General features: G+C 73.0%; 22 protein-coding genes and 1 pseudogene. 5 read left to right on the forward strand and 18 right to left on the reverse strand.

Annotated elements, in window-relative coordinates; genetic code table 11:
* Window positions 1-3: 3 nt before the first annotated feature.
* A complete protein-coding gene (locus ACZ6D7_RS31260) occupies window positions 4-654 on the forward strand; it encodes a hypothetical protein (RefSeq protein WP_469497911.1) in 651 nt (216 codons plus the stop codon).
* Between the two features lie 129 nt (window positions 655-783).
* Here ACZ6D7_RS31260 and ACZ6D7_RS31265 read toward each other — a convergent pair whose 3' ends face one another.
* On the reverse strand, window positions 784-1,110 hold the full coding sequence (locus ACZ6D7_RS31265; RefSeq protein WP_469497913.1) for a DUF6087 family protein: 327 nt from the start codon (window positions 1,108-1,110) through the stop codon (window positions 784-786).
* A 362-nt stretch (window positions 1,111-1,472) separates the two neighbouring features.
* Between ACZ6D7_RS31265 and ACZ6D7_RS31270 the strand changes: the two genes are divergently transcribed.
* Entirely contained in the window at window positions 1,473-2,744 is a 1,272-nt protein-coding gene (locus tag ACZ6D7_RS31270; protein ID WP_469497915.1) for a chloride channel protein, read from the forward strand.
* Between the two features lie 27 nt (window positions 2,745-2,771).
* Here the strand turns inward: ACZ6D7_RS31270 and ACZ6D7_RS31275 are convergent, their stop codons facing one another.
* The 4 genes from ACZ6D7_RS31275 to ACZ6D7_RS31290 form a co-directional block, all read right to left on the reverse strand.
* Complete coding sequence (locus ACZ6D7_RS31275; RefSeq protein ID WP_469497918.1) at window positions 2,772-4,631, reverse strand: glycoside hydrolase family 15 protein; 1,860 nt, start codon at window positions 4,629-4,631, stop codon at window positions 2,772-2,774.
* Window positions 4,632-4,706: 75 nt separating this feature from the next.
* Entirely contained in the window at window positions 4,707-6,125 is a 1,419-nt protein-coding gene (locus tag ACZ6D7_RS31280; RefSeq protein ID WP_469497921.1) for a DUF2252 domain-containing protein, read from the reverse strand.
* 628 nt (window positions 6,126-6,753) lie between these two features.
* Complete coding sequence (locus tag ACZ6D7_RS31285) at window positions 6,754-7,749, reverse strand: YhjD/YihY/BrkB family envelope integrity protein (RefSeq protein ID WP_469497923.1); 996 nt, start codon at window positions 7,747-7,749, stop codon at window positions 6,754-6,756.
* Complete coding sequence (locus tag ACZ6D7_RS31290; protein WP_469497926.1) at window positions 7,746-9,092, reverse strand: hypothetical protein; 1,347 nt, start codon at window positions 9,090-9,092, stop codon at window positions 7,746-7,748. The genes ACZ6D7_RS31285 and ACZ6D7_RS31290 overlap by 4 nt, the downstream gene beginning before the upstream one ends.
* 158 nt (window positions 9,093-9,250) lie before the next feature.
* Here ACZ6D7_RS31290 and ACZ6D7_RS31295 point away from each other — a divergent pair, with 158 nt between their 5' ends.
* Complete coding sequence (locus tag ACZ6D7_RS31295; protein ID WP_469498012.1) at window positions 9,251-9,685, forward strand: DUF6325 family protein; 435 nt, start codon at window positions 9,251-9,253, stop codon at window positions 9,683-9,685.
* A 44-nt stretch (window positions 9,686-9,729) separates the two neighbouring features.
* Here ACZ6D7_RS31295 and ACZ6D7_RS31300 read toward each other — a convergent pair whose 3' ends face one another.
* On the reverse strand, window positions 9,730-10,101 hold the full coding sequence (locus ACZ6D7_RS31300) for a hypothetical protein (protein WP_469497929.1): 372 nt from the start codon (window positions 10,099-10,101) through the stop codon (window positions 9,730-9,732).
* A 250-nt stretch (window positions 10,102-10,351) separates the two neighbouring features.
* Window positions 10,352-10,777 (reverse strand): DUF7144 family membrane protein, encoded by a 426-nt coding sequence (locus tag ACZ6D7_RS31305; protein WP_469497931.1) that lies wholly within the window; start codon window positions 10,775-10,777, stop codon window positions 10,352-10,354.
* A 272-nt stretch (window positions 10,778-11,049) separates the two neighbouring features.
* On the opposite strand from ACZ6D7_RS31305, the gene ACZ6D7_RS31310 reads away from it, so the two are divergent.
* Together ACZ6D7_RS31310 and ACZ6D7_RS31315 are read left to right on the forward strand one after the other, a co-directional pair.
* Entirely contained in the window at window positions 11,050-11,343 is a 294-nt protein-coding gene (locus ACZ6D7_RS31310; RefSeq protein WP_469497934.1) for an SHOCT domain-containing protein, read from the forward strand.
* A 61-nt stretch (window positions 11,344-11,404) separates the two neighbouring features.
* Window positions 11,405-12,214 carry an SAM-dependent methyltransferase gene (locus ACZ6D7_RS31315; RefSeq protein ID WP_469497936.1) on the forward strand — a complete coding sequence of 270 codons (810 nt, stop codon included), beginning with the start codon at window positions 11,405-11,407 and terminating at the stop codon, window positions 12,212-12,214.
* Window positions 12,215-12,268: 54 nt separating this feature from the next.
* Here ACZ6D7_RS31315 and ACZ6D7_RS31320 read toward each other — a convergent pair whose 3' ends face one another.
* The 11 genes and pseudogenes from ACZ6D7_RS31320 to ACZ6D7_RS31370 form a co-directional block, all read right to left on the reverse strand.
* Window positions 12,269-12,832 (reverse strand): sigma-70 family RNA polymerase sigma factor, encoded by a 564-nt coding sequence (locus ACZ6D7_RS31320; RefSeq protein WP_469497939.1) that lies wholly within the window; start codon window positions 12,830-12,832, stop codon window positions 12,269-12,271.
* A gap of 206 nt (window positions 12,833-13,038) precedes the next feature.
* On the reverse strand, window positions 13,039-13,800 hold the full coding sequence (locus ACZ6D7_RS31325) for a hypothetical protein (protein ID WP_469497942.1): 762 nt from the start codon (window positions 13,798-13,800) through the stop codon (window positions 13,039-13,041).
* Window positions 13,801-13,970: 170 nt separating this feature from the next.
* Window positions 13,971-14,348, reverse strand: coding sequence for a hypothetical protein (locus ACZ6D7_RS31330; protein WP_469497945.1), 378 nt, complete (start codon window positions 14,346-14,348; stop codon window positions 13,971-13,973).
* 398 nt (window positions 14,349-14,746) lie between these two features.
* Window positions 14,747-15,043, reverse strand: coding sequence for a hypothetical protein (locus ACZ6D7_RS31335; RefSeq protein ID WP_469497947.1), 297 nt, complete (start codon window positions 15,041-15,043; stop codon window positions 14,747-14,749).
* Window positions 15,044-15,191: 148 nt separating this feature from the next.
* Window positions 15,192-17,615: a SpoIIE family protein phosphatase gene (locus ACZ6D7_RS31340; RefSeq protein WP_469497950.1), complete on the reverse strand. Its 2,424-nt coding sequence runs from the start codon at window positions 17,613-17,615 to the stop codon at window positions 15,192-15,194.
* Between the two features lie 107 nt (window positions 17,616-17,722).
* Window positions 17,723-18,631, reverse strand: coding sequence for an MFS transporter (locus tag ACZ6D7_RS31345; RefSeq protein WP_469497953.1), 909 nt, complete (start codon window positions 18,629-18,631; stop codon window positions 17,723-17,725).
* A 96-nt stretch (window positions 18,632-18,727) separates the two neighbouring features.
* Complete coding sequence (locus tag ACZ6D7_RS31350) at window positions 18,728-19,990, reverse strand: ArgE/DapE family deacylase (RefSeq protein WP_469497956.1); 1,263 nt, start codon at window positions 19,988-19,990, stop codon at window positions 18,728-18,730.
* Between the two features lie 69 nt (window positions 19,991-20,059).
* The gene (locus ACZ6D7_RS31355) at window positions 20,060-21,478 is read right to left on the reverse strand and encodes a sensor histidine kinase (protein ID WP_469497960.1); all 1,419 of its coding nucleotides are present in this window, start codon (window positions 21,476-21,478) and stop codon (window positions 20,060-20,062) included.
* Entirely contained in the window at window positions 21,479-22,222 is a 744-nt protein-coding gene (locus ACZ6D7_RS31360) for a response regulator transcription factor (RefSeq protein ID WP_469497961.1), read from the reverse strand. It lies immediately after the preceding gene.
* A gap of 120 nt (window positions 22,223-22,342) precedes the next feature.
* Complete coding sequence (locus ACZ6D7_RS31365) at window positions 22,343-22,942, reverse strand: FMN reductase (RefSeq protein WP_469497964.1); 600 nt, start codon at window positions 22,940-22,942, stop codon at window positions 22,343-22,345.
* A pseudogene (locus tag ACZ6D7_RS31370) lies at window positions 22,939-23,259 on the reverse strand (5,10-methylene tetrahydromethanopterin reductase); the annotation flags it as partial. The pseudogene ACZ6D7_RS31370 and the gene ACZ6D7_RS31365, both read right to left, overlap by 4 nt.

Consider the following 23,259-nt stretch of genomic DNA (forward strand, 5'->3'; position numbering starts at 1 on the left):
GATATGCATCGCGGTGGCGGACTGGGCGAGGGGACTGATGATCTGGGTCCTCGACGGGCCCGGCGGGGAAGGCACCGGCGCGAAGCGGAGGAAGCCAACGAAGCACGTCAGAACCCAGGTGTGAACCAGGGTGTACCGAATGAACCCGAACTGATCGACCGGCGAGTCGACCAGCGGGTCGATCGCCTCCGGGCGGGGAGCAGGAATGGTGGTCGGGTGGGGGTGACGTACAAGTACTTCGGCGCGCCGGACGGCGCGACCGCGGCCCGCGTCCCGATCTCGATGCGCCCCGAGGAGCTCGGCGGCGACGAACTCGGCATGAACGGCATGTTCACCAAGATCAAGCCGGAGACGATGGCCGCGATGGTGCTGACCGGCATCGAAGGCGTCCCCCTGCACAAGGTGCCCCCGCTCGAACTGGTCGTCCTGCACCCCGACTACGCGGTCGTGAAGCTCCCCATGACGGTCGTGGACCCGCTCCGCGAGATCGGCGAGGAGGCGGTGGGCGCGGCGGCCTTCATCTGGTCGACGGTGCCGGACCGGGGTGGGCCACGCGATGCGTTCAACGTGTACCAGTTGCTGCATGAGTGGCAGGACTTCAGCCACCGTCTGCATGAGGCGGGGCATCAGCCGTACTGCCTTGTGTGGCCCTGAGCCGGGGTTCCACTGGTAGCGGGCGGGGTCTCTTCGGACCTCGCCCTTTTCGGTGCCGGAGAAGGGCCGTCGGGCGGCCGGGGCTCCGCTCCGCCTTCGTCACAGGAGTCCCGGGCTCGGCGACAGTGATCACGACCGTGCCCGACCGTCGCCTTCCGTCCTGGGCGCCTGGGGTTTGCGGTGCCTGCCGGTGCCGGATCCGAGCGGCTTCGCCGCCGGCCCTGGGGCCGGGGGCTCGACGGCCTGCGGGTAGAGGACGGCCTTTGCTTCGGCCAGGTCGGCGGCGAATCCGTACGGCTCCCACGTGTGTCCGTTCCACCGCTCGACGGCTCGGGGCGCGTCCGGGTTCAGATGCGATCCCCTCGGGCCGTCCCCGGAGACAACGGGCACGGCGCGAAGCCGGCCGATCTTCGCGTCACGGCGTTCCGCCCAGCCCTCCAGCGGTTCGTCGTCCATCCTGGCGTCCTCGCGCCGGTGGTGGCTGTCGGCTGTCGGCTGTCGGCTGTCGGCTGTCGGCTGTCGGCTGTCTCAGGAGGGTAGCGGCCACCGCGGGCCGCTCGGATTCCCGAGCCGGACCACCTGCGCATCGCGGGACACCGTCACCCCGAACGCGGCATAGCGGGCGGCGGTGGGTGACGGCGTGGCGGACCGTGTGGGGGCGTGGGGCGGATAGCCTCGTGCCGATACTGGGACGGTTTGGGAGGAATTGCCCTTCAAGGTGCCGACATCGGGAGGACCCCATCGCCGGGACGAAGCCACAGGCCGACGCCGGGGGTGCGCCGGCCGGGCAGCCGCCCGAGGCCGATCTGCTGCGGGACATGCTGCGCCGGCCCGAGTACCGCAGAGCCCTGGTGTTCTGCGGGCTGATCGGGATCCCCGTGGCGCTCGTCGCGTTCTGGTTCCTCGTGGCGCTCCATCAGCTGGAGCAGCTGATCTGGACGGACTGGCCGAAGGACCTGGGCTGGGACCGGGCCCCCTGGTGGTGGGCATTCCCCCTGCTGCTGGTGGCCGGGGCCGTCGTCGGGCTGGTGGTCGCACGGCTGCCCGGCCGCGGTGGACATGTCCCGGTCGGCGGTCTGCACTCGGGCCGCGTCACGAAGGAGGCGCTGCCCGGGGTCCTCGTGGCCGCCCTGGTCGGCCTGCCGCTCGGCGTGGTGCTCGGCCCGGAGGCGCCGCTGCTCGCCCTGGGCGGCGGGCTGGCCCTGCTCTTCGGGAGCCTGGTGCGGGCGCCGCAGACCGAGGCGTCCACCACGCTGCTGGGGGCGGCCGGCTCCGCCGCGGCCATCTCGGCGCTGTTCGGGAACCCGGTGGTGGGCGCGGTGCTCCTGATCGAGGTGGCCGGGGTGGGCGGGCCGCAGCTGTTCGCGGTGATGCTGCCCGCGCTGCTGTCCAGCGGCGTCGGGGACCTCATCTTCACCGGGTTCGTGCACTGGACCGGGCTGGAGACCGGGAGCCTGGACATCGGACTGCCCAAGCCGCCGCCGCTCGACGCGGCGGACGTGCTGTGGGTGCTGGTGACGGCGCCCGCCGTCGCGTTCCTGATCCACTGGATCTTCGTGGGCGGGCGGTTCACGGCCGGGTTCGTGGCGTCCCGGACCGTACGGAACACCACGCTCTGCGCGCTCGGGGCGGCGGCCTCCATCGCGCTGTACTCCCTCTCCACCGGCCGCTCGCCCGCCGAGGCCGCGCTGTCCGGGGAGAGCGCCCTGGGCGAGCTGGCGCAGAACCCGCACGCCTGGCCGATCGGCGCGCTCGTCGCGGTGCTGGTGTTCAAGTCCCTGGCGTACGCGCTCTGTCTGGGCAGCCTGCGGGGCGGGCCCGTCTTCCCCTCGCTGTTCCTGGGCGGGGCGGCCGGTGTCCTGCTCGCGCCGCTGCCCGGCTACGGCCTGGTGCCGGCCATGGCGGCCGGGATGGCGGCGGCGGTGACGGCGGCCCTGCGGCTGCCGGTCAGCTGCGTGGTCCTGGTCGTCCTGCTGCTCGGCAACGTGGACACGGTGGCGCTGGTGGTGCTGGCGGCCGTGGTGTCCTTCGTCGTGGCCGAGCTGCTGCCGCAGGGGCCGCGGATCCCGGCGCCCACGCCGGGGACGTGATGACCGGGCCTCGGGCGGGTCACGCTGTCAGCGAGCCACCCGCTCGGGGAGCGCCGCCATGCGGTCCAGGGCGTCGTCCAGGGTCGTCGCCGCCATGATGACGCTCAGGTGGGTGAACGCCTGGGGGAAGTTGCCCAGTTGCTCGCCGCTCGGGCCGATCTCCTCGGCGAACAGGCCGACATGGTTGGCGTACGTGTGCATTTTCTCGAAGGTGTAGCGGGCCTGCGGGAGGCGGCCGGCGCGGGCGAGGGCATCCACGTAGAGGAAGGTGCACAGGCTGAACGTGCCCTCGGAGCCGCGCAGTCCGTCGGGTGAGGCGGCCGGGTCGTAGCGGTAGACCAGGCTGTCGGAGACGAGCCGCTGGTCGATGGCGTCGAGGGTGGAGAGCCAGCCGGGGCTGCGCGGGGCGATGAAGCCCACCCGGGGGGCGAGCAGCAGGGAGGCGTCCAGGACGTCGCCGCCGTAGTGCTGGACCAGCGCCTGTTCCTTCTGGCTCCAGCCGCGCTCCATGACCTCGTCGAGGATCGTGTCGCGGGCCCGGGTCCAGCGTGCCGTGTCGGCGGGGCGGCTGAACTTCCGCGCCACCTTCAGGCAGTTGTCCAGCGCCGACCAGCACATCACGCGGCTGTAGGTGAAGTCCTTGCGGCCGCCTCGGGTCTCCCAGATGCCCTCGTCCGACCGGTCCCAGTTGTCGCAGAGCCAGTCCATCAGCCGGGAGAGGCCCTTCCAGCCGTGGTAGCCCCACTGCTGGCCGACCTTCTCGATGCCCTCGGACAGGGCGTAGAGGGCCTCGCCGTAGATGTCGAGCTGGAGCTGGTCGGCGGCGGCGTTGCCGGCCCGTACCGGGCTGGAGCCGCGGTAGCCCTCGAAGTGGTGGAGGATCTCCTCCGTCAGGTGGGGTTCGCCGTCGACCCGGTACATGATCTGGAGCGGTTCGCCGGCCGATCCCGCCCGGTCCCGGAGCCGGTCCCCCAGCCACTGGACGAACTGCCCCGCCTCTTCGACGAACCCCAGGTCCAGCAGGGCCCGCACGGACAGGGAGCCGTCCCGGATCCACGTGTAGCGGTAGTCCCAGTTGCGCTCGCCGCCGACCTGCTCGGGCAGCCCCATCGTGGCGGCGGCGACCGGGGCGCCGCTCGGGGCGTAGGTGAGCAGCTTGAGGGTGATGGCCGAGCGGTTCACCATGTCCGGCCAGCGGCCCCGGTAGCTGCACGTGCGCACCCAGTACTGCCAGAAGTCGATGTCGCTCCACATCTCCTCGGTGACCGTGTCGACGCTCGGCGGCGGCGGTGCCTCGGCGTTCCCGCCGGCCCCGTTCCCGTCGCACACGGTGAACACGGCGGCGGCGGACTGGCCCGTGCTCAGCGTGACCGAGCCCCGCACGTCCCGGCCGTCCCGCTCCACGGGGAAGGTGGTCTGGAGATGGGCGGTCGTCCCGGGCGCCCGGAAGACGGCGGCCTGCGGGCCGGTCAGGTCGAGAGCGTGGTCGGCCCGCGCGTAGTCGAAGCGGGGGCGGCACTCCAGGTCGAAGCGGACGGTGCCGCGCACGGTCCGAATGATGCGTACCACCGTGTGCCGGGCGGAGGGCGTCCGGGCGTGGATCACCGGCATGTGGTCGAGGACCTCGCCGACCCCGTCGGGGGACAGGAAGCGGGTCACGACGACGGCGCTGTCCGGGTAGTAGATCTGGCGGCGTGTCACGTCCGGGGCGGTGGGCGCGAACAGGAAGTGGCCCCCGCCGTCGTGGTCGAGCAGGGACGCGAAGACGCTGGGCGAATCGAAGCGCGGTGCGGCCAACCAGTTGATCACGCCTTCGTCGGTCACCAGGGCCGCGGTCTGAAGATCGCCGATCAGTCCGTGGTCGGCGATGGGCGGGTAGCGTTCCACGAAGGTCTCCTCAGGCTGCTTCGGCTGCGTGGCCTTTCACGACCACGAAGGTCCTCGCGGGGCGCGAAGGTCTCCTCAGGCTGCTTCGGCGGTGACCCGGCCCGTGCGGATGGCGTCGACCAGGGCCTGGTGGTCCTTCTCGTTCTGGTCCGCGTACAGCTCGGCGAAGTCGGCCAGGGCGCGGTCGAAGGAGTCACTGCGGCCCAGATAGGCGGCGATCGCGATCCGGTCGCCGGAGCGCGCGTGGGCGCGGGCCAGGGTGGCGCCGCACAGCCGCCCGAACAGGGTCATTCGCGTCGGTGACAGGTTCTCGGCCACCACGATGCCCTTCCAGTCGCGCAGCTGACGGACGTAGAAGTCCCGGCGCCGGCCGTCGATGCCGGTGGTGCGCTCCCAGCCGAGGAAGATGTCGCTGGTGGCCTGCATCAGCCGCTGACCGGCGACGACCCGCTCGCCCTGGGTGCGCAACCGGCTGGCGCCGGCGTAGGGCGCCAGCACCGACTCGTCGGCCTCCTTGGCCTGGAGGAACAGCGGGTCCTCGTCGTCCCTGCCGAGCAGCAGGATGATCCAGCAGCGGGTGCCGACGCTGCCGACGCCGACGACCTTGCGGGCGATGTCGGCGAGCCGGTAGCTCTCCAGCAGGAACCGGCGGTCGGAGGCGAGGGACTGGCCGTAGCGCTCGACGAGCCGGCTGATCTCCTTCTCCAGCACGTCCCGTTCGGCCCTCGGCATCAAGTCTTCCAGCGGGACCAGCAGCGGCGGGTCGGGGGCGATCCGCCGTCGACCGTCCACCACGTGCGTGAGCTTCTCGAAGGCCTGGAGCGAGTCCTTCGACTGGGCGCGTTCCCTGGCCCGGTCCCACATCTCAAGGTTCTTGGCGCCTATCTCGGGGGCGAACTGCCGCGCCAGTTCGTCCGCCTCGAAGCGCGTGTACCAGACCTCGAGGTTGCCCATCTTGGCGAACTCCCGCATGCGTTCGCGGTACGACCGCACGGTCTCGCGCACGACGGCCGCGCGTTCCTTGGCCTTGAAGCCGTTCGCCCGGCCCGCGATGACCAGGCTCGCCGCCAGCCGCTTGACGTCCCACTCCCAGGGGCCCGGCAGGGTCTCGTCGAAGTCGTTGATGTCGAACATCAGCCGGCGTTCCGGGGAGGCCAGCAGCCGGAAGTTCAGCATGTGGGCGTCGCCGCAGAGTTGGACCCGGATGCCGGTACGGGGGGTCTCGGCGAGGTCCGCGGCCATGATGGCGGCGGCTCCGCGGTAGAAGCGGAACGGCGACTCGCTCATCCTGCCGTAGCGGATCGGTACGAGTTCGGTGATCCGTCTCGCCGACTGGTCCTCGATGATGTCCACCGGGTCCGTGCGCTTCGGCGGCGGCGTGAACTCCGCGTGCGTGGAGCGGGGTACGGCGGACCGGGCGGCCCGGCCGAGTTCGGCTCGCTCCCTCGGGGTGCGGTGCCGCAGGTCGTGGCCGGTGGGGTGGTTGTCACTCATCGCAGGCACTCCCGCCTATCCGTCTTCCAACGTATCCCCGGCCGTGGACCCCGGCGAGTCGGGGCGGGGGGACTTGGGGCGGGGGGACTTGGGTCCTGGTGGGTCGGGGTCCGGTGAGTCGGGGCGGGGGGACTCGGGGCGCGGTGGGTCGGGGTCCGGTGGGTCGGGGCGGGGGGACTCGGGGCCCTGATGAGTCGGGGCCGCGGGGACTCGGGGCGTGGGAACTCGGGGCCCTGATGAGTCGGGGTCTGGTGAGTCGGTCGGGGGCTGGGGACTTGGGGCCCGGTGACTAGGGCCCCGGCGACCCGGGTCCCGGTGACCCCGGTCCGTGCGACTCTGGCCGTAGCGACCCGGATCCGGGGAAAGGGGGCCGCTTCGAACCAGGACCTGGCGCCTGGGCGGCGGACCGGGCCTGCGCGGAACCGGATTCCGGTGACTTGGGCCCCGGCGATTCCGGGCCTGCGGCCGACTCAGGGCCGGCCTGCCGCTCAGAACCTGGCACCCCAGGCCCCGGCGACCTGGGTCCCGGCGACTCAGAACCTGCCGACTCGGGCCCCGGCGGCCTGGGTCCGGGCGAACCGGATCCCGGCGACCCGGATGCGGGGTAAGCCGGCCCTGGCGACCCTGGTCACGGCGGATCGGAGCCCGGTGGCCCCGATCCGGGTGATCCAGGCCCCGGTGTCCCGGATCCCGGTCTCTCGGGTGTGCCCAGGTGTCGTGCCATCCAGGGCTCGCGGGCGATGACCGCGCCGCCCGTGAGGCACAGGGTGATCACCACGCACAGCGCGATGAGCCAGGACAGCATCGTGAAGACCGCGCCCAGCGAGCCGTACCTGGCGAGGCTGTGGTTGAGGGCCCGGGGCACGTACAGCGTGGCGGTGGAGGTGAGAACGCTCAGCGCCACGCCCGTCAGCAGCGCGCCCGGCAGCAGCGGCCGCCACGCCACCCGCCCGGTCAGCAGCAGGTGCTGGGTCCACCACCACAGGCCGACCTCCGCGGCCAGCAGCAGCGGCACGCCCAGCCACAGCCCGAGGCCGAAGCCGCTGCGCAGGACCCCCTGGAACCCGATCATGACCAGCCAGGCCGCGAGCCAGGCGAGCCAGCGCCAGGCGGCCACCCGCGCGCCGGCCCTCGGCATGCTCCAGGCCCGCTCGCAGAGCCGCTGCATGGCCCGGCTGCACGCGGTCGCCGAGATCAGCACCAGCAGCCCGCTGACCACACCGGTGGTCTGCACGAACTCACCGGAGGTGTCGCCCAGGAACGCCTGGCGCAGCTGGTCGTTCGCGCTGCCGGTCAGGCCGAACACGTCACGCACCGACGCGACGAACCGCTCGCGCATCTCCTGCGGGGCGACGGAGGCCACCACGAACAGCAGCGGTACGGCCGTGAGGAAGGTCTGGGCGGCCAGCCGGGTCGCGGAGTCGAGCACGTTCACCGAGATCAGGTGGGACATGAGGTGGGTGATCAGCGGGATCCTGGCCTCGGCGCGGGCGCGCAGCCCGGCCAGCCGGGTGAGGACCGAGGCGCCCCGTTCGCGCCGTCGGCGGCGGCGGAAGGCTCGCCGCCGCTGCCCGGGGGAGGGCGGAGCCGGGTGGTCCGGTCCGGCTCCGGTGCCCTGGGTCACGCCGGTCCGGGAGGTCCGGGATCCAGGAACTCACGGAGGGCGAAGGCGATCAGCACGATCACCGCCGTCCAGATCACCACCGCCATGGTCGGGTAGCTCCAGGTGAACAGGACGATCGCGGCCACCAGCAGGATCGCCGCCCCGATCCACGGCTTGTAGCGGTGCGTGAACCGGCCGACCGCGCCCAGCCGCAGCCCCGCCGAGGTGGCCACGTCCCGTCCGGCGCCGATGCCGGTGCCGAAGAAGTGGCGGGTGAAGACGGCGGGCCGGGAGGGACCGACGAAGAACGCGCCGAGTGCCGTGATCAGGGCGAGGGCGCCGACGGCCCGGATGCCGGAGCGCAGGAACCGCACCAGTGCGTCGTAGACCGATCCGGCGGCGTCCTCGTTCGTGCCCTGCGGCAGGTGGTCCAGGTAGACCGCGCGGAAGACCGTGAGGGCGACGCCCAGCACGATCATCGCGACGAGCACCCCGATCGCGGCCCCGATCAGGGCGCGCCGCCGGTGCGTGGCCAGGAACACGCCGACGGCGGCGATCAGCACGGTGATCACGGGCAGCCAGGTGCCCAGGATCTCCAGCACCCGCAGATACCCCTTGATCTCCTCGACGCCGTTGCCCTCGACCACGACGAAGTCGGTGTGGACCTCCGGGATCCGCTCGGCCGCCGCGAACCCGGAGTCGACCAGCCGCTCCTTGACCTGCTGGATGACCGGCCCGATGTCGATGGCGACCTGATTGTTCTTCAGCGTCACCGCGCCGCCCGCCTGCCCGGTCAGGGCCTTGTCGACGGCGGCGTGGGCGCGGCGGTTGGCGTTCGTCCAGGCCGTCTCGAAGGCGGGGCTGGAGACCACTCGCTCCACGGCGGAGCTGACGAGTTCCTTCAGGCCGCTGTTGATCGGACCGGTCAGGTTGTCGATGAGGCTCGCGGCCCTGGGCGGTACGCCCTGCTGCGCCGCGGCGTCGCTCAACTCCTTGACCAGACCGTCCACGTCGATCCGCTGGAGCACGGCGTCGGTGACCCGGGTGGTGACCGCCTGCTGGACGTCCGGGTCGGAGGCCAGCGGCGCCACGGTCGCGACGTAGCGGTCGGTGTCCCGGACGATGCTGTTCGTCCAGACGGCGACCACGGAGAGCAGCGCCAGCACCGACGCCAGGAGGATCAGGAGGGCCGAGCCCAGCGAGCGCATCCGGTGCCTCGGTGCGTGCCCGGCGGCTTCCAGGGCGCCGATCCGGTGCCGGAGGTCCTCGAGTTCGCCGCGTTCTCGTGCCGACAGTCGCTGGTCGTCCGAGGGCTGCTCGGACGGCCGCTCCGGCTCGGGTCGGGGGGCGTCGCCGTCTGTCATGTCTTCGAGGAGATCCCGGCGCGGGCCGCTCGGCGAGGCGGGCGGAGCCGACGGAGTGAACGCCGCACCGGGTGCGACGACCGGCGCCCGGTGCTGCAATGGCAGGCAGGGGGCCACGAGCGCACGAGGGGACTGCCGTGAGCGAGCGAATCGACGAGATGGGGCCCATCGACTACGTGGTGGTCGAGTTCCCCGGCAACCGTATGACGGGCGAGGGCTTCCCGCTGCTGGTCGATCTGGTGGAGCGGGGCATCATCCGGATCCTGGACCTGATGTTCGTCAGGAAGGACGAGGACGGCTCGGTGACCGCCCTGGAGATCGCGGACCTCACCGGTGACGGCAACCTCGACCTCGCCGTCTTCGAGGGCGCTCGGTCCGGCCTGATGGGCCAGGACGACCTGGAGGAGGCCGCCGCGGCCGTCGAGCCCGGCAACTCCGCGGGGCTGCTGGTCTACGAGAACCTGTGGGCCGCGCCCTTCGCCACCGCCCTGCGGCGCGGCGGCGCGCAACTGGTGGCGTCCGGGCGGCTGCCGGTGCAGGCGGTGCTCGCTTCGCTGGAGGCGGTGGAGGCGGCGGAGTCCGCCGAATCCTGACGAGCCCGAGGAGCCCGAGGAGCCCGAGGAGAGGGGGCGGGGGCTCAGCCGCCCCCGCCCACCACGCTGTAGCTCAGCCACGGGGACTGACCGGGCGTGTACTCGACGGACAACAGTGTCCCGAGGTAGAAGCTCTCCCCGCCGACCCGTCCGCTCTGGTTGTTGCCGGCCTGCGTGAGCACGCATTCCGCGTTGGCGTAGAGCCGGATGTCGTCGACCGTGTAGTTGGTCACGTGGTAGGCGCCGCCGGGCAGGCGGTGGCAGCCCTCGTCGGACGGGCTCTGGATCTTCACCTCCCGCTTGGTGGGGGTGATGTACTCGATCGTGCCCATGGCGGGGTGCTCCGTACAACCCGCGACGGCGAGCAGGAGAACGACGGCTCCGGCCCGCCGGCCGGTGCGACTACGACAGATCATGGCGTCGAGTCCTCGTCTGTGCGTGAAGGTCAGCGGGGAGGGTGCGGCCCCTCGGGCCCAGGCTGCCGCGATCTTCGTCCCCCGGCATCCGGGGCGGGCCCAGTCGGCTGAATCGACGGCTCCTGCGCGCCGGGACGCGGGCGCCGACGCGGGCGCCGACGCCGGCCACGCGGAGGCCCGGGAAACGCAGCGACCCAGCCCTCGACTTCACTTCGAGGGCTGGGTCGGTGAGGGTCGGTCGTGCCGGTGGTCAGACGGTGCGCGCGTCCCGGCTCGGTCCCACGCACAGGGCCCAGATGACGAAGCCGTCGATGACGATCAGCATGACCGCCCAGAACGGGTACCACGGCAGCCACGCGAAGTTGGCGATCATGGACAGGCCGGCGAGGACGATACCGGCGAACCGGGCCCAGGTCGCGCCGCTGAACAAGGCGAGGCCCGCCAGGGTCACCACGACGCCGAGCACGAGGTGCAGCCAGCCCCAGCCGGTGAGGCTCCACTGGAAGGTGAAGTTGCGCGTCGCGACGAAGACGTCGTCCTCGGCGATGGCGGCGATGCCCTCGAACATCGCCATGACGCCGCCGAAGATCATCATGATCGCGGCGAAGACCGTCCAGCCGGACACGGCCGTTCCCCTACCGCCGCCGCTGCGCATTCCCGTGGTGTGCGTGGTCATTTCGGGCTCCTTCGACTGGGCCTCGTCGCCGTGGAAGAGCGGTCGGCGACCCACACGCCTCCAGCGTGCCACGAGAGCCGGGGGTCGGCAGATCGGCACGAAACCGGAGGTCAGCGGCGCCGGAACCGTCGCCGTGACCGGTCGCCGTAACCGGTCACGGGCACCGCGCACGGGCACCGTTCGCGGGAACGGTTCGCGGGAGGCGTTCGCCGGAATGCCGGGAAATCCCGGCGATGGTCCAATGGGAGTACCCGGTGCGAGAGGGGATCGCCATGCCAGGTCTGCTTCGCGGGGTCGCCCGCACCGCGGTCGTCGCGGGTACGGCGACCGCCGTCTCCAATCGTGTGTCCCGCCGCCAGCAGGGGCGCTGGGCGGCCCAGGAGGGCTACTCCCAGCAGCCCCCGCCACAGCCCCAGGCCGCGCCGCAGCAGCAGCCCGCCGCGGCCCCGCCCGAGGACGACATGACCCAACGTCTCGACCAGCTCAAGCAGCTCGGCGACCTCAAGGCGCAGGGCGTGCTCACCGACGCCGAGTTCGAGGAGCAGAAGCGCAGGCTCCTCGCCTGAACCGGGACGGCAACCGACCTGACTTGACGGTGATCTGACAGTCGATCAGTAGGGTGGGCGCATGACGTCTCCCCTCAGCGACGACCCGTCGTTACGGATCGACACGAGCAAGCCGCATCCGGCGCGGATGTACGACTACTTCCTGGGCGGGAAGGACAACTACCCCGTCGACCAGGAGGCCGCCGAGAGGTTCATCAAGGCCGCCCCGGAGGTGCGGGTGGCCGTCCGCGCCAACCGCTCCTTCCTGCACCGCGCCGTCCGGCACGTCGTCGCCGAGGGCGGGATCCGGCAGATCCTCGACATCGGCACGGGCCTGCCCACCGAGCCCAACGTGCACCAGATCGCGCGGGCCGTCGCCCCCGGAACGCGCGTCGCCTACGTCGACAACGACCCGATCGTCGGCGCCCACTCGATGGCTCTGATGAACGACGAGGCCGACACCTCCGTCGTCCTGGCCGACCTGCGGGACCCCCGGGCCGTCCTCGACGACCCCGGCGTGCGCGAGGTCATCGACTTCGACCAGCCGGTGGCGCTGCTGCTGGTGGCGATCCTGCACTTCCTCACCGACGCGGAGGACCCGGAGGGCGTCGTCGCCACCCTCCGCGACGCGCTGCCGGCCCGCTCGTATCTCGTGCTGTCCCACGCGACGGGTGACCTCCACGAGGACGGGCGCGCGGAGGCGGCAGCCGTCTACAAGGGCGCCACCGCCAGCATGAACCCCCGCCCCCACGCCCGGATCCTGGACTTCTTCGGCGACTTCACCCTCGTCGACCCGGGCCTGGTCCTGGTCCCGGACTGGCGCCCGGACGAGCCCCCGGCCCCGGACACCCCGCCGATCGGCATCTACGGCGGATTGGCCCGCAAGAACTAGCCGAGAACCGGCCGAGAACCAGCGTCCCCTAGGAGCCCCAGGAAGCCGGTCGGCTCAGGAGGCGTCCAGCAGTTCCCGGAGCGTCGAGCGGGCCCGTGCCACCCGGGAGCGGACCGTGCCGATCGGGCAGCCGCTCGCCTCCGCCGCCTCGGCGTACGGCACTCCGGCCAGCTGGGTGAGGACGAACGCCTCGCGGCGCTCGTCCGGGAGCGTGGCCAGCAGGTCGAGCAGGGCGATGCCGTCGTCGAAGCCGGGCAGGCCGCGCGGCTGGGCGGATTCGACCGCCACCTGCCAGTCCGGTGTGTCGGAGAGGCGGGGCCGGGTGGAGGCGTACCGGTAACTGTCGATGACGGCCCGGCGGGCGATGGACAGCAGCCAGGAGCGGGCCGAGGAACGGCCCTCGAACCGGTGCAGGCTGCCGAGCGCCCGCAGGAACGTGTCCTGCGCCAGGTCGTCCACGGCCTGCGGGTCGGCGCAGAGATGGGCGACGTACCGCAGGACGTCACGGTGCAGGGCCTCAACGAAACGCTCGACAGCGGCCGGGTCGCCGGCGCGGGCGGCGAGCGCCCAGGCGGTTATCGACTCGTCGGGGCAGGCCGGAGGGGCGGAAGCGATCACTTGGTGTCCTTCTCGGTCATCCGTGATCCGGACCGGGCGCACGGGTACGCGGGTACCCGTGCGTGCGAGGGCACGGGTGCGGGTACGCGTACGCGGGCGGAAAAGGTCCGGTGGCGTGGGGTGGGGATCGGGCCTACGGCGACTGCGCGCGCGTACGGTCCCCTACCGGGGCGCGCCGGTGGCGGCCCCGGGATCACCGGCTGTCGTCAGGCGACAGCGGTCCCCACGGGTGGGCCCCGGGATGTGATCGCGTGGACGAGGAGCAGGCGCGGCGCGCGTTCCGAGCGGCGCCGGGCCAGGCGGGGGCGGGGGCGTTCCGGGGTGGCGGGCAGGGCGAGCAGCAGGCGCAGCGGCGACGCCAGCCGGCCGGCCACGGCGCGCAGGACGCGGAACGCCGCCCGTTCGCCGTGGGCCAGCCACAGTCCGCACAGCAGCGCGGCCAGCAGGTGGGCGGCGAGCATGCCGAACGACGACGATCCACCGCCGAGCATGTCCATGGCGTCCATACCGTCCATGGCGCTCATGCCGTCCATGGCGCTCATGCCGTCCGTGGCGTTCATGCTGTCCATGGGGACCGGGTGCGGAAGGTGCGCGTCCGGTCCCGGCATGCCCGTCGGCCCGCCGTGCGTCTGCCCGCCGTGCGCGTGGCCCGGGTGCGGGAACCCTCCGTGCGGGGACCCGCCGGGCAGGGCCGCCCGGGCCGCGGCCGCGCCCGTCGTCGGGGCGAGCGAGAACCCGGCGTGCAGGGCCGTCTGCGCCGCGACGACCACCGACACGATCGCCGCCGTCCCGCGCTCCCGTCCCGCCAGGCACCAGCCCGCGGCACCGGTCGCGGCCGCGCCGACAGCCAGGGTCCAGCCCGGGACGTGGACGCCGGACATCATCACGTGCCCCAGGGCGGCGAGCAGCACACAGACGGCCGCGAACAACGCGGCCCTCACTGTGCGCGCACACCACCCTGCGTTCATGGCGCCCCATCCTGGCATCCGGTCATGGGTCGTCATGTCTGAGTACGGAATTCACTTCAAGGCCACACTCACATCACAGAATGTGGCGCAGGACACACAGCCGCAGACAGCCCCGCACAGCCTGGAGGCCGATCCGTGGGGATCGGCCTCGGGACTGCCCGGAGCGGGTTTCAGCTGACGCTGACCTCCTGCTTGACGACCCCCTTGCCAGCCGGGCGCTTGACGGTGATGGCCTTGCTGTACGCCTGCTCCTTGCCGTCGATGTCCTCGCATGTGACGGTGACCGTCGCCTTGGTCCCCGCACCAGACGGGATGTCCTGGAACCTCAGGGCGCCGAACTCGGCCGACTCGTTGTCGGTGTCGACGGTCTTCTGCAGGGTCTGCGGATTGGTGACAGTGGTGACGCTCACCCGCGTGGGTATTGAATCGTTGGCGAACCGTGCGCAGCTCGCGGTCACAACGAGATTGACCCTGGGATTGGCCGGGTCGGCGTGCGCCGAACCGGCGGTCATGGGATTGACAGCCGCCAATGCGGCCAGCGCCAGCACGGCGCCCCCGGCGACCCTGACTTTCCTGCGACGAGAATGGACGGGCATTACGGCCTCCGTTGTTGGGCTTGAAACGGCCCTCCGGGTGCGTCGGCGGCGCTGCCACACCACCCCGGACTCACCGCGTGCGGCGCGTACTTCGTGCCGCTGCTTCCGCGGCTTGGAAATCCAATTCGACCTGCCCTTAGCGCTCTCAGTTATTCCTCGAGCAGCTCGGCCGACATTGACGCCTCGAAGGATCCGTAAACCAAAGTCCCACAGCGCACGAGCACGCGCAAACGCCATACTGCACTACGGAATGCAGCAATGCAGTCGTTACTCCTGGAAATTCAAGCGCCAGAGAGTTTTAATCCGTGACGGGTTGGAATTCACGTGAATTACCGCCGCCGCGGCACCGCCTATCGATCGCGGAGGTCCCGCAGAACGGCGGCGGCGAGCGACCGGTCGACGGTGAGGCGGTGCACCAGGGTGCGGAAGACCTCGGCCAGCGACACGTCGACGACGTCCAGCTCGACAGCGGCGTTGCCCGTCCACTGCTTCAACCGGCGATGCAGGGTCGGATCCAGATCGACCGTCAGCCGTACGGGGCGGGTGCGCCTGCCCCTGGACCGCGCATTCCCGCCCCCGCCTCTCGTGGCGCCGTCGGCGCCGGTCGGACTCTTCGCGCGCTCGGCCGCGCCCTCACGGTCATCCATACGCCGCCACCTCACTCGGTCACAATGCGTAATTGTATGGACCCGTAAGGCAACGTGCAGCCGGGGCGCAGCCAATGAGTGAACGCACCGACCGCGACTCGGGCTGCCGACACCCGCTACGACGGAACCCATGGTTCCGCCGCGGCACTCACCCCTCCGTCGCCCTGATCTCCTGCTCCGCCCAGATCGTCTTCCCCTTGGTGTGTGGCCGGGTGCCCCAGCGGAGGCTGAGCTGGGCCACCAGGAGGAGGCCGCGGCCGCCCTCGTCGAAGGTGCGGGCGCGCCGCATGTGGGGGGCCGTGCTGCTGGCGTCCGTGACCTCGCAGATCAGCGTGCGGTCGTGGATGAGGCGGAGCCGGACGGGGGGTTCGGCGTGCCGGATGGCGTTGGTGACGAGTTCGCTGACGATCAGCTCGGTGACGAAGGACGCCTCCGTCAGCCCCCACGCCTCCAGCCGGGTGACGACGTTCTTACGGGTCTCGGCGACGGCGGCGGGATCCGCGTCGACGGTCCAGGTGGCGACCCGGGAGGCGTCCAGCGCCCGGGTACGGGCGACGAGCAGCGCCACGTCGTCCACCGGCCGCGGCGGCAGCGCCCCGGCCAGGACACGGTCACACAGGACGTCCAGTGAGTCCGCCGGCCGGCCGAGCGCCGCGAGCAGCCTGCCGACGCCGTCGTCGACGTCGTCCCGGCAGGTCCGGGCGGCGATCAGGCCGTCGGTGTAGAGGACCAGCAGGCTGCCCTCGGGCAGTTCGGTCTCGACCGGCTCGAAGGGGAGCCCGCCCAGGCCCAGCGGGGGCCCCGCGGGCACGTCGAGCAGGTCCACCGTGCCGTCGGGGCGCACCACGGCCGGCGGCGGATGCCCGGCCCGCGCGAGCGTGCAGTGCCGGGAGACCGGGTCGTACACGGCGTACAGACAGGTCGCCCCGACACCGCCCGCGGTGTCGTCCTCCCCGGGGACGTCCACGTCGGTGGCCAGCCGGGCCACCAGGTCGTCGAGGTGGGTGAGCAGTTCATCGGGCGGCAGATCGATGTCGGCGAGGGTGCGTACGGCCGTCCGCAGCCGCCCCATGGTCGCGGAGGCGTGGATGCCGTGCCCCACGACGTCGCCCACGACCAGGGCGACCCGGGTACCGGAGAGCGGGATGACGTCGAACCAGTCGCCGCCCACCCCGGCGCGGGCGCCCGCCGGCAGATAGCGGGAGGCGACCTCCACCGCCGACTGCTCGGGCAGCCGCTGCGGCAGCAGACTGCGCTGGAGGGTGACCGCCGTACCGCGCTCCCGGGTGTAGCGGCGGGCGTTGTCGATGCAGACCGCCGCCCGGGCCGCCAGCTCCTCGGCCAGGACGACGTCGTCCGCCTCGAAGGGGGCGGGGTGCCGGTGCCGGGCGAAGATCGCCACACCGAGGGTGGTGCCCCGGGCCGACAGCGGCACGGCGATGACGGAGTGGAAGCCGAAGTCACGGATGCGGGCCCTGCGCACCGAGTCCCCGGCGACCCAGTCGGCGATCGCGGACTCGTCGACCCGGTGCCGTACGGCCCGGCCCGAGCGGAGGCTCTCGACCGGCGGGGAGCCCTCCGGGTACTCGTCCACCTGGCCCAGGGCGAGGACCGCCTCGGGGACGCCCTCCAGCACGGACTGGTGGGCGACGCGCCGCAGCGCCAGGGACCCGCCGGCCACCGGGTCCTCCTCGCCGTCCTCGAACGAGGTCAGCAGGTCGACGGTGAGGAAGTCGGCGAGGTCCGGCACCGCCATGTCCGCCAGCTCCTGCGCCGTCCGGGTCACGTCGAGGGTGCTTCCGATCCGGGTGCTGGCCTCGGCGATCAGCTGGAGGCGCTTGCGGGCCCAGTACTGCTCGGTCATGTCGTGCCCGGTGGAGGCCACGCCCAGGACCCGGCCGTCCGGGTCCTCCAGCCGGTACACCTGGAGCGACCAGGCGTGCTCGCGGCGCTCGCCGGGGGCCCGCGCATGGTTCTCCAGGTACTGCGGCTCACCGGTCTCCAGGGCCAGCCGCATCCGCGCCTCGGCCTCCTCGGCGAGCGGCAGGGCGACCAGGTCCGTCAGGCGCAGGCCGCGCGCGTCGTCGTCGCTCAGGCCCAGGACGCCCTGCCCGGCCCGGGTGGACCCGCGCAGCCGCAGGTCCGTGTCGTACACCGAGATCGCGCAGGACGGGGCCTGGAGGAGACCGGTGCGGACCAGTTCCTCGTCCTCGGGCCGGCTCCGCCGCCCGGTCACGGCGCTGACCAGGAGCCAGTCGCGGGTCCCGTCCCGCGCGGTCCGGTGGTGGGCCAGGACCCGGGCGTCCACGCGTCGGCCGTCCCGGTGGCGGAGCACGAGCGTGCCGTGCCAGCGCGGCAGTCCGGAGAGGTCAGGGACGTCCGCAGGCGCGGGTTCCTCTGCGAGCAGCGCGGCCGCCGGCCGGCCCACCGTCCGCTCCGCCGGGTGTCCGAGGAGCCGTTCGGCGCCCGCGTTCCACCCGGTCACCGTGCCGTCCTCGGCGACGGTGACGCGCGCGGTGAGCGCCTCGGCCGCACCGCCGGTACCCGGCACGGGGTCGGGGTGAGGCTCCATCGCCGCTCATCTCGCTCTCGTGGGCGTCGTCCTTCTCGCGCACAGTCGCACTTCTCGCGCACAACGGTATATCTCGCTTACAACGGTACGTTTCATAATTATTCTCCTCAGGTCGGGGGGTCCGCGAAGGCACGGACGTCCCGTCGGAACAGCGGCACCACCGTGGTCGCCGTGAGGGCGGCCAGGCCCACCCAGAGCACCGGGCCGTTGCCGAAGGCGGTCGCGGCGACCGGCGCGAGGGCCAGGCCGACCGGCTGGAGGCCGTAGGTGCCGAGGGTGTCGATCGCGAAGACGCGGCCCAGCATGTCGTCGGGGACCGCGCGCTGCAGGGCGCCGGCCCAGGTGACGTTGAAGGCCCGCGAGGCCCTCGCGGGCCTGCCGGAACACGGTGCCGCCCGCCGTGCCGGGCCGGCCGGGGTCGCCCGCGCCGACCAGGGTGAGGCGCTCGCGGCGAACGTCCCGGCGTCCGCCCAGAACGCCGTGTCGGCGGTGCCGACGGCCAGCAGCAGCCCGCCCAGCGCGGGGCCGAGCACCTGGCCGGTGCGGACGGTGATCGAGCGCAGCGCGTTCGCCTTCGGCAGGTCCTCGTCGGGCACCAGGCCGGGGATCAGCGCCCCGAACGCGGGCGTGAACACCCCGGCCGCGAACCCGGTCACCAGCGCCAGCAGCACGGGCACGGCCGGCGGGGCCCGTGCCGCGCCCAGCGCGAAGCACACCGCCGTGACCAGCCGCACGCCGTCCGCCGCTGCCATCACCCGGGAGCGCCGGAACCGGTCCGCCGACACCCCGCCCACCAGCGCCGCCCCGACCAGCGCCAGGCTCTGCGCGCCCAGCACCACCCCGAGGTCGGCCTTCGAGTGCCGGTCCAGGACCGCACCGGGCAGCGCGACCAGCGTGATCCCGTCCCCGACGGCACTCGCCGCCTGCCCGGCCCACACCCGCCGGAACCGCCGATGCCGCAGCACGACAGCGAACGCCAGCAGCCGCACCGACCCCACCGGTCCCGCCGGCCCCACGGGTCCCACCGGTTCCCATCGGTCCCGCCGGCCCCATCGGCCCCACCAGCCCCACCGATCCCACCCCGCCCGGTCCCCTACGCGCTCACCGCCGCCTCACTTCGTGCCGACGGTCCGCAGCACCGTCACCGCCATCGCCCGCGCCGCGTCCACCACCTCCCGCAGGGACACCTGTTCGCGGGCGCTGTGGGCCACGGTGATGTCGCCGGGGCCGAACTGGAGTGTGGGGATGCCCGCGCCGGTGTAGTGGCGCAGATCGCTGCCGTACGTCGCCCCGCGTTCCCGGGGGCGGGCGGCGCCGGTCGCGTCGGCGAAGGCGTCGGCCACGGTGTCCCGCAGCGGATGGCCCGGCGTCAGCCGGCCGCTGGCGAACTGCCCGCCCGGCCAGCTGACCGTGGCCGGGTGCTCGCGCAGCCAGGCGTCCTCGGCGCACGCCCGGGCCACGCACCGCTCCAGCGCCGCCCGCGCCTCGGCCGGGTCCTCCCCGAGCCGCACGCCCAGCCGTCCCTCGGCGACCAGCAGGTCGGGCACGCTGCTCGCCCAGTCGCCGGCGCGCAGGGTGCCGACGGAGAGGGAGTAGGGGATCGGGTACTCGGCGAGCAGCGGGTCGGGGTCGCGGTTGCGGTCGGCCTCCAGGCGGGCCAGCGCCCGGTGCAGCGGCAGGTAGCCGTCGACGGCGCTCACCCCCTCTTGCCTGGAACTGGCGTGTGCGGCCTTGCCGGGCACGGTGATCCGGAAGGTCAGCGCGCCCGCGTTGGCGGTGATGACCGTCCCGGCGGTCGGCTCGGCAATCACGCACGCGTCACCGCCGTAGCCCCGCCGCAGGGTGCCGAACGCGCCGATCCCGCCGTCCTCCTCGCCGACGACGAAGTGCACGGCGACCCGTCCGCGCAGCCGCACCCCGGCCGCGCGGACGGCCGCGAGGGCGGCCAGCTGCGCGGCGAGTCCGGCCTTCATGTCGCAGGCGCCGCGCCCGTGCACGACGTCACCGGTCACCCGGGGCACGAACGGGTCCCCCTCCCAGGCGGCGAGGTCGCCGGGCGGTACGACGTCCACATGGCCCTGGAGGATCAGTGTCGGCCCGTCCGTGCCGCCGGTGTGGCCGACCAGCCCCCACGCCTCCTCGCGCGCCACTTCCATGCCGGGAAAGCCGGGGTCGGCGAGCAGGGTGGGCAGGTCCATGGACCACAGGTCGACGTCCAGGCCGAGCCGTTCCAGCCGTCCGGCGAGGTGGTGCTGGAGTTCGGACTCGGCCGGGCTGCCGGTGACGCTCGGTATCGCGACCAGCTCCAGCAGCGTCCGGCCGACGGCCGCCTCGTCGACCGCCGCCAGTACGGCGCTCTCCTCGTCACTGAGCACGCGTCGGCTCCCCTCCCTCGTGAACGGGTTCCCCGCATACTTGCTCATCGCGGCAACCCGGTACGCCCCTCAGAGCCCGCCGCCCACCGTGAACCCGATCACCGACCCGCCGCCCGCCCGCCGGAAGGCGAACGGGGTGCCGCCGTGTGACAGCGCGACCTCCCGCACGATGGACAGGCCGAGGCCGGATCCGGGCAGGGAGCGGGCGTCGGCGGCGCGGTAGAAGCGGTCGAAGACCCGGGTCAGATCGCTCTCGGCGATGCCCGGCCCCCGGTCGAGGACCTCGACGCGGACGGCCCCGGGCCGGGCCGGGCCCTTGACGGCGATCTCGACGGGCGCCCGGCCCTCCCGGTCGAACTTGGTGGCGTTCTCGACGAGGTTGGACACCGCCCGCTGGAGCATGTGCGGCCGCCCGTCGGTGGTGGTGTCGCCGCTGGCCCGGACCACGATCTCCCGCCCGGTGCGGCGCCGGACGGCCCCCGCGACCTCCTCGGCGATGTCGGCGAGGTCCAGCTTGCGGGGCGGCTCGGTGTCGGACTGGCCGGCCGCGAGGTCGACCAGCTCGTTGACCAGGTCGGTCAGCTCGCGGGCCTCCTGGGTGAGGTCGGCGACGAGGTCGTCCCGGGTGTCGGGGGGCAGTTCGTCGATCCGGCGCAGCAGCGAGATGTTCGTCCGCAGCGAGGTCAGCGGGGTGCGCAGCTCGTGTCCCGCGTCCTGCACCAGCCGCCGCTGGTCCTCCTCCGACTGGGCGAGGCGGCCCAGCATGCGGTCGAAGGCGCGGCCCAGCCGGCCCACCTCGTCGTGCCCGGTGACCGGCACCTGCACGCCGAGCCGACGGGTGCGGGCCACGTCCTCGGCGGCGGTGGTGAGGATGACCAGCCGGTGGGTGATCCGCCGGGCCAGCCACCAGCCGAAGAGGCCGGCCGCCGTGACGATCGCCGTCATCAGCACCAGCGTGCGCTGCTGGAGCGCCCGCAGCAGGTCCTCGGTGTCGCTGAACTCCTGCGCCACCTGCACCGCGCCCCGGCCGCCGCCGAGCGCGACGGTCGCGACGCGGTAGACGTCGCTGCCGACGTCCACGTCCTTGTGCTCGACCATCTCCCCGGCCGTCGGGGCGGCGGCGGTCCGCCGGTCGGCGGCCACCACCGGCAGTCCGGGGCTCCCGCCGTCGACGACCGAGCCGTCCGCGCCGAGCACCTGGACGTCCGTCCGGGCGGGCCGCACGATGTCGTGCCCCGGCGCGGCGGAGGAGAAGTCCTCGGGCGCCATCGCGGTCCCGCGGACCTCGTCCCGCAGGTCCTGCACGACCTCGTCGAACACCGACTCCTGGTCGACCCGCACCAGCCGGGCGGCCGCCGAGTAGGAGAGCACCCCGACCAGCAGGGTCACGGCGGCGGTCACGGCCGCGAACGACACCGCGAACGTGGTGCGCAGCGACACCAGCCGGGGTCGCGGCCGCGCCGGCAGCCGGCGCAGCCGGCCCCCCACTCAGTCCTCCCGCAACACGTAGCCCACGCCGCGCACCGTGTGGATGAGCTGCGGTGCGCCGGGGTGGTCGAGCTTGCGGCGCAGGTAGCCGACGTAGACGGCGAGGTTCTTGGAGCCGGGGCCGAAGTCGTAGCCCCAGATCCGGTCGTAGATGGTGGAGTGGTCCAGGACGATCCCGGCGTTGCGGACCAGCAGTTCCAGCAGTTCGAACTCGGTGCGGGTCAGCTCCAGCTCGCGCTCGCCGCGCCAGGCCCGCCGCGCCTGCGGGTCCATCCGCAGCCCGGCCGCCTCCAGATGGCGCTCGGAGTCCGGCCTGGGGGCGGTGGGTGCGGTGGTGGTGGCCGTGGGGGTGTCGGAGGCGGCGGGTGCGGTGGCGTTGCCTGTGCGGCGCAGCAGGGCGCGCAGCCGGGCGAAGACCTCCTCGACGTCGAACGGCTTCACCACGTAGTCGTCGGCGCCCGCGTCCAGCCCGGCGATCCGGTCGGCGGTCTCCACCAGCGCGGTGAGCATCAGGATCGGTGTGCGGTCGCCCTCGGCGCGCAGCACCCGGCAGACCTGGAGGCCGTCGATCCCGGGCATCATCACGTCGAGGACGAGCACGTCCGGCGGGGACTTGTGGGCGCGCGCCAGCGCCTCGACCCCGTCGGCGACCGCGGTGACCCGGTAGCCCTCCAGGGCCAGGGCGCGTTCCAGGGCGTGGCGGATGGCGCGGTCGTCTTCGGCGAGGAGCACGGTGGGAGACACGAAAATCAGTCTGCCAAGTTTTCCCCGCCGGACGACCTGATGATCTTGCTGGCGAGGGCCTTCTTACTGCCCTCTCACTCTGCCGGGAGCAACCCGGGCGTTCCCGTCACCCCGTTCCCGTCACCCCGCCGGCCGCAGCGCCGCCAGCTGTTCCGCGAACGGTACGACCTCGAAGGCGTCCTTCGCCGGGGCGGCCGGCCGTGCCGTCGACAGCCCCGTCATCAGCGCCGCCAGTTCCCCGGCCGCCCGCTCGACGCGCTCGGGCAGTCCCTCGGCGCCCCAGTCCTCGGAGGCCGCGTAGACGGCGGTGGGGACGACGACGGCCCGCAGGTAGGAGAAGAGCGGCCGCAGGGCGTGCTCGAGCACCAGCGAGTGCCGCGCGGAGCCGCCGGTCGCCGCGATCAGCACCGGCTTGCCGGTCAGCGCCTCCGGGTCCAGCACGTCGAAGAACGACTTGAACAGTCCGCTGTACGACGCGGAGAACACCGGCGTGACGACGACCAGGCCGTCGGCCCCCGCCACCGCGTCGAGGGCGTCCGCCAGCTTCCGCCCGGGGAAGCCGCTGGTGAAGTGGTGGGCGATCTCGACGGCGAGGTCGCGCAGCTCCACGACCTCCACCTCCGCCGAGGTCCGTCCGGCGGTGGCCGTCGCGAGGCGGTCGGCCAGCAGCCGGGTGGACGACGGGACGCTCAGCCCCGCCGAGACGACGACGAGCTTCATGCGACGGTCACCTCCTCGGCGGTCCGGGCTTCCTTCGCGGAGAGCAGGGACTGGTGGGTCGGCGCGTCCGGCACGTCCGCCGGGCGGCCCTTGGCGAACTCCTTGCGCAGCACCGGTACGACCTCCTCGCCGAGCAGGTCGAGCTGTTCCAGGACGGTCTTCAGCGGCAGCCCCGCGTGGTCGAGGAGGAACAGCTGGCGCTGGTAGTCGCCCGCGTACTCACGGAAGGACAGGGTCTTCTCGATGACCTGCTCGGGCGTGCCGACGGTCAGCGGGGTCTGCTCGGTGAAGTCCTCCAGGGACGGCCCGTGCCCGTA

The sequence above is a fragment of the Streptomyces sp. NPDC041784 genome (assembly GCF_055591025.1).